The sequence below is a fragment of the Neosynechococcus sphagnicola sy1 genome (assembly GCF_000775285.1).
In the GTDB taxonomy this organism is placed as follows: domain Bacteria; phylum Cyanobacteriota; class Cyanobacteriia; order Neosynechococcales; family Neosynechococcaceae; genus Neosynechococcus; species Neosynechococcus sphagnicola.
Genome location: NZ_JJML01000065.1, coordinates 1 through 6,268 on the forward strand (window position 1 = coordinate 1; position 6,268 = coordinate 6,268).

Consider the following 6,268-nt stretch of genomic DNA (forward strand, 5'->3'; position numbering starts at 1 on the left):
TTCATGCTTATACCGAAACCCTTCCCAGGCACGAACTAAGCAGGTGAAAAGATCCAGCGGTTCGTAACGGTCAAAACAATAGCCAGTTCCGGCTTCATTCATCGGGTCATGGTGACTGACCGTATCCACTAACCCACCTGTACGCCGTACCACGGGGACACATCCATAGCGCAGTGCCAACATTTGACTAATGCCACAGGGTTCAAACCGCGACGGCATCAGAAACGCATCCGACCCAGCATAAATTCGCCGGGAAAGGGCATCGTTATAGAGCAGATACACCGAAACCCGTCCGGCATAGCGAGAGGCAATTTGCCAGAGTTGGGTTTCATAGTAGCGATCGCCCGTTCCTAGAATGATTAACTGAGCATCGGTGTAGGAAATAAACCGATCCATAATTTGCAAGACCAAATCAATGCCCTTCTGCTCTACCAGTCGGGTCACCATGGCAATCAAAAAGGCATTGGCATTAACCTCCAGACCCACTTCTTCTTGGAGCGCCACCTTATTGATAGGACGTTGGTCTAGGGTTTCAGCCGAGAAGTTTTGAGTCAAAAACTTATCCGTTGCCGGATTAAAGGCTTCGGTGTCAATGCCGTTGAGAATCCCCGTCAGCTTATCTCCTAGAAAAGATAGCAATCCTTCTAGGGTTTCGCCATAGGCTGGGGTGCGAATTTGTTGGGCATAGGTGGGGGAGACCGTATTCACCCGATTGGCATACTGCACAGCGGCGGCCATCGTGTTGTGGCCTTGCATATACCAGGGGCACCAAGTCATCTGCTCCAGTCGCCACCGCCACGGCCCCTGATAGGCCAAGTTATGGATGGTAAACACCGTACTGATGTCAGGTGATTGGTGCATCCATACTGGAATCATGCCGGTATGCCAATCATGGCAGTGAACAATTTCAGGTTTCCAGTAGTTCCAGCAGAACTCTGCGGCTCCGTTGGAAAACAAGGTGAATCGCCAATCTTCATCTTCTCCGAAGTAGATGCGGCGGGGTAAGAAGGAGGGATGGCTGAGGAGATAGAGGGGGACATCGCTACCGGGCAAAACGGTTTCGTAAACCGCCAGATCCTGAAACATGGCAAACCCCTGCCAAATCGGCTTCTTAGGGATCGGCATTTTATCGGGCAGAAAACCGTAATAGGGCATGAATAAACGCACATCATGTCCTAGCTTCCGCAAAACCTTGGGGAGAGCTCCTACAACATCTGCCATGCCCCCCACTTTGGCAATTGGCGCGGCTTCGGCAGCTACAAATAAAATTCGCATGGATTTATGGCGTTCCCTGGTGTACCTGGTATTCCAGTCTAGGGAGTTCTCGGGGTAAAAGGAATCCCCATTCGTCACATTTACAGAACCAGTTGCCTGAGTAGACTACTTGATGTTTGATGATTGCAGGGCATTAGAAGCAGCATTGGAGTCTAGAACTAGAGCCAACGCATTTGTGAAAATTAATGATGGTTTTTGCAGCCTATGCAGGTTTGGAAATGCCGTATGGAATCGCTAAACAGCCCTATGAGTAAAGTTTTCGGCGATTGAGTCTTGAATTTCTAAATCTAAATTTTTTCATGAATAGACTACTCAAGAAAGCCATGATAGAATCCCGGCAATGCTGGATAAATCATCAATGATCGGCATTAAGCATCGGCTGCGGTCTAACTCAACCTGAGTTCTAAACATAGTTTAGAACTCCAAGTTAGAAGTCCAATTCACCTAGCTCCTCTATCCGCGTTGGCAGGTGTTTTCAAATGGGTGTTGCTTATTACATCGCGTTTAACAAAGAAGAGCTGGCCGTGGACTTCACGGACGGGAAGTCAGTAGCTCGCGCAATAGACGACCTGAACCGACTTGCCGAGGAGTTGGGTGTGAAGCCCCTTGAGGCGTTCATGGGTCAATCGGTGGATGATATCGCCGACATGCTTGGGGAAGAGATCGTGGTCGAGGATGGCTCTGATGGCGCAGCATCATGGTTTGATCCAGTGGAAGGTATTGCAGTCCTTGACGCGCTGATTTTAGCATTACAATCAGATCCAAAACGACTGATGTCATCTCAGGATGTAGTCGAAGACTTGCAGAGTTACAAAGACGCGCTTCTCGCAGCAGACACCCACAAAGCTAAGTGGCACTTGGCCATTGACTTCTGAGTTGGCAAACCGCTTAAACTCAAATATATACTTGCCTGAAATACTTGGTTCTCTCAATTAGTCTTTCGTTACTGGTAGTCTTTCGTTACTGGCAAAGATTTGTTAGTTCGAATTAAAAATCCCACTTATTAAGGAGTAAATTCTATTTGGCTATGATGAATCTTGTTTTGTCAACTAAGGCACCTCAAAAGCTACAAACCGAAGCAAATTCAATTAAGGATTTCACTCCTGACATTTTGAGGTATTCTATTCTCATGCATCAGACACTGATGCACATCAGCTTTGAACTGGCGAGATTTCAATTGGCACTTTGTTAAAAAAAACCGCACCATCACCGCAAAATCTAACAGGAGGGACATGATGAAACCGAATCCCATTATTTGGTGTGAGATTTACGTACAGGACATGGATCGTGCAAAACTTTTTTACGAGTCTGTGTTCCAAATGAAGCTGGAGAAGCTCGAAAGCCCTGGCATGGACATGTGGGCATTTCCGATGACGATGGATACAGTGGGGGCTTCTGGCGCATTGGTCAAGATCGACGGGGTTCAATCCGGCGGCAGTGGCACAATCCCCTACTTCCATTGCGACGAGGTCGCCGTAGAATCGGAGCGCGTCGTCCAAGCAGGTGGGCAAATCCACCGAGAAAAAATGTCAATCGGCCAATATGGATTCATCGCCTTAGTTGTCGATACAGAAGGAAATATGATCGGTCTTCACATGCCCCCAAAAGAAATGGAGTAAGGGCGGATCGAAACGCGATCGCTGGTAGGGTTTGCCTGCTCGCGCCCCGTTAGGTACCAGAAGTCAGGCCGCAACGATGCACACTCACGAAAAAATCAATTACGTGGAGTTTCCAGCCAGAAATCTGGAAGCAACCAAGTCCTTCTTTGAAGCCGTATTCGGATGGTCGTTTGTGGATTATGGCCCTGAGTACACTGCTTTCTCCAATCAAGGACTGGATGGAGGATTCTTTAAATCTGACCTCACAGGAACGGCAGACAGCGGCAGTGCTCTGATCATCTTCTATAGCAACAGCTTGGAGGAAACGCTATCCAAAGTTGAAACCGCCGGTGGTCAAATTGTAAAATCAATTTTCTCATTTCCAGGCGGGCGGCGCTTCCACTTCGTTGAACCCAGTGGTAACGAGTTCGCAGTTTGGAGCGAAGTGAGTACCTGAAAAGCGGCTGCCATCGTATAGAATATTTATTTTGTATGATGCTGTTGTAGTTTAATAAAATCGTAACATTTAATTTATTTCAATCTGAATTTATGCTTTCAACACTTGTTCGTCCTCTGGTTGATACTCAGATTCGTCTCCTCGCGAATTCAAAAAAAACGGATAAAACCATTGCCCAAACCATCGTCACTTGGCTGGGCTATATTGGTGTGCGAACAGAAGTGACGCAACTTATTCCCAACTCAGACCGCATCAGCGTCTCCCTAACCGTAGGCAAGCCAGAGTCTTGTACTGAGAAGGACTGGCAAAAAATCCTCGATAATCTGCTCAATTCCCATGCAGATGAGCCTAGCGATCGCTCAGAAGAGATAGAAATGGCGAAGTTAGTCCAACTGTCCAGACTTTTAGCCTATGTCATTCAAGCAGGCTCGTCTGAGACTCAGGCTAACTGGAATATCTTGGAAAAGAATCTTGCACCGCTAAATCTAGACTCCGTTACCCTGGGGGCAGTTCGCTCGGCATTGAAAGTGCCTCAATCAATCAATGCTCTGGATCAATTAGATCCAGACCTAGCCGCCAGAGCTTTTCCACTCGCCGTTAAGATTGCTTGGATGGATAATCAGATTACTGCGGAGGAAAGTGAGGCTCTCAAAGCATTACTTTCCCTGATAGCCCCAGACATGAAGATTTAGTAGCTACGTTTAGATCTGATCAACTTTGACCAGGAAATTGCCATCCTTTACAGATTTTTGACTGCCTAAAAATAACCTATCCTAAACTACAGCAGCACCATCATCCTTCCAAGAGGCGATCACATAAACTGTTGCGCATCTAGACCGCATGAGATCAGTTGTGAAACCCTTCTAGCAAGGTGATCAGCTTGGAAAAATGAATGCCGATTAGCTTAGTTACCCCAAAAAATTTTAATTTTAAGGTGAAAGTTCGCTAAGAATTTGCGATCGAGATCACGGGTGGGATGGATACAGTGTGGGGATGGGCCGAGAGCAATCCATAAAAAAAGCTCCGACCGTGAGGCCAGAGCATAAAGGGAGAATCCAAATTAAACGCTAAACGCTGATACCTGTTGGGGAGTGCCCCTGGATTAGCTGACCGAAAACGCCGTCAGTAGGGTAAAAGTTACGAGCAGAACTGCCACTGCCCCCTGGAACGCATAGTTGCGCTTTTCCTCAGGGGTAGGATATTCAGCGAAGTACATGGGGACTTCAGTTGCGTAGGTGTTGAGAACGCCGTTGTTATCGGTGGTGTACATTGCTTTGTCTCCTGCTTGCTGCCTTATGTAAACTAATGTAACAGATTTATTGCAAAATGCAACACTTTTTGAGACATCTGTTAACAGTTTTGCTTTTGGATGCTATAAGCGGGGCTTAAGTATTGGAGGGCGATCGCCATGGCGATGCCCACTCCACTGGAATTTGACGGTTCTCCGAGCTTCGCAGCCCAAAATACTGCTTCCCCATGGGTGGATAACGATTGAGATGAGCCGCCGCAGATAACTTCTAATTCTCACAGATAACCTCTCGGCGGTCGGCTCCAAACTCCTATGGAGAGGCAACGCGAACGATTTGTTATCTCGCTTGGCAAGTAAATTTCGTTGACTGTCCAATCATCCTCTTCGTGGCAGTTACCCCTTTGAAGACATTACAATCGCGTGAGACTAGCTATTTTCGGATCATATCGAAATTGATCAATCGTTCCTTCCTTGATTTTTTCAATCGCCGCCTCGATCACTTCTAGGGGAACAAGGAACCACTCCCTCGGCTGCACGGGTATGCTGAAGCGATCGGGCAACGCCAATTCCAATCGAGCGTTGTCGAAAACCTTGTGCAGGAGTGTCTCCAGTTTCTGACCGTTGATATTTGCCAGTTTGAAGGTGGTGACGATTTTCACGTCTGCTAGCAGATAGGTCGGGTCTTTTTTGGCATTGGCAATCCGCTTTTTCACGTCGCCGCCGGTCACGCCGATCTTATGGATGACAGACCGATTCTCGGCAATGAAAGGATGATTGGATTGGCTCCTCAGCACGTAAATGTAGCCAGTCGGTAAGTCGTCTGCTGCTTCAACGTGGGAAAATAGGGGACCAAAATCTGGGTTGGTAATGCGGCGGCTGGCTTTGTCTTTATTTAAGGCTCGCTGGAGCGATCGCAACAGAAGATTACTCTCGGAGCCATTGTCGTAAATCACTCGTAGTTCACAGTTGGGCCGCCCATAGTCGCTGACAAATGGCTCACCCATATCGACCACCATCACTTTCTGCCCATCGAGGATAAACAGATCCCCTTGGTTGACTGCCGCATTGTCCTGATATTTGATGGTTTGCCGTGCCCCTGTTGCCAAATCACGCTGTACTTGGTCAAAGATCGGTTTGAATTGATCGAAGTCCTGGCAGGGAGTACGCTGGGCGATTTCCTCGGCGGCTTTGATTTCTTGACGCGATCGCACATAGGTAAGGTGCATGACATCGTTTTCTGCTGCATCGATGCCAAGGGTCGCCAACAGTGCTTCATCGTCAAGGTCTGTTTCTGGAGTTAGGCTGGTATCCGCTTCAGGATCTAGCAATCCGCGTGAGTCTAGTGGTTTCAAGATGGCGCGACAGTCCTCCGATTCCCGCAGCCGATCCAACCGCACCGCGTAGAGTCGCTCGAAGATATCACGGTCTTCCCCATGGTTCGGCAGTCTGCCCTGTTCTTCCACAAATCGCTCGATCTCTTCAAAGCCAGCGATGATTCGTTCTTCACGGGCAGAGCGCTGACTGACAGGATCGGGCGCTGTCTCTACGCCCAATTCTTCGAGCAAGTCTAGATCTTCGTCTGTTGTGTACTTAGGCATCTTTCTGCTCCTTTGTTGGATTCCCTCACCCTAAATCCCTCTCCCAGGCAGAGAGAGGGACTTCAATCCAGCTCCCCTTCTCCCAAATGGG

Annotated in this window: 7 protein-coding genes; 4 read left to right on the forward strand and 3 right to left on the reverse strand. The window is 48.1% G+C overall.

All coding sequences use genetic code 11. The features are described from left to right. A partial coding sequence (gene glgA / locus DO97_RS18785) for a glycogen synthase GlgA (RefSeq protein WP_036536441.1) occupies positions 1–1,275 on the reverse strand: 1,275 nt, incomplete at its 3' end. Between the two features lie 479 nt (positions 1,276–1,754). Between glgA and DO97_RS18790 the strand changes: the two genes are divergently transcribed. The 4 genes from DO97_RS18790 (at position 1,755) to DO97_RS18805 (ending at position 4,022) form a co-directional block, all read left to right on the forward strand. Further along, entirely contained in the window at positions 1,755–2,150 is a 396-nt protein-coding gene (locus tag DO97_RS18790; protein WP_036536443.1) for a hypothetical protein, read from the forward strand. A gap of 360 nt (positions 2,151–2,510) precedes the next feature. Then, entirely contained in the window at positions 2,511–2,894 is a 384-nt protein-coding gene (locus DO97_RS18795; RefSeq protein ID WP_036536446.1) for a VOC family protein, read from the forward strand. Between the two features lie 76 nt (positions 2,895–2,970). Then, positions 2,971–3,330, forward strand: coding sequence for a VOC family protein (locus tag DO97_RS18800; RefSeq protein ID WP_036536448.1), 360 nt, complete (start codon positions 2,971–2,973; stop codon positions 3,328–3,330). 92 nt (positions 3,331–3,422) lie between these two features. Then, a complete protein-coding gene (locus DO97_RS18805) occupies positions 3,423–4,022 on the forward strand; it encodes a hypothetical protein (protein WP_036536451.1) in 600 nt (199 codons plus the stop codon). 410 nt (positions 4,023–4,432) lie between these two features. Here DO97_RS18805 and psb34 read toward each other — a convergent pair whose 3' ends face one another. Both psb34 and DO97_RS18815 read right to left on the reverse strand, forming a co-directional pair. Beyond that, positions 4,433–4,600, reverse strand: coding sequence for a photosystem II assembly protein Psb34 (gene psb34 / locus DO97_RS24165; protein ID WP_036536453.1), 168 nt, complete (start codon positions 4,598–4,600; stop codon positions 4,433–4,435). A 389-nt stretch (positions 4,601–4,989) separates the two neighbouring features. Beyond that, positions 4,990–6,177 (reverse strand): GIY-YIG nuclease family protein, encoded by a 1,188-nt coding sequence (locus tag DO97_RS18815; protein WP_036536455.1) that lies wholly within the window; start codon positions 6,175–6,177, stop codon positions 4,990–4,992. Positions 6,178–6,268 lie beyond the last annotated feature (91 nt).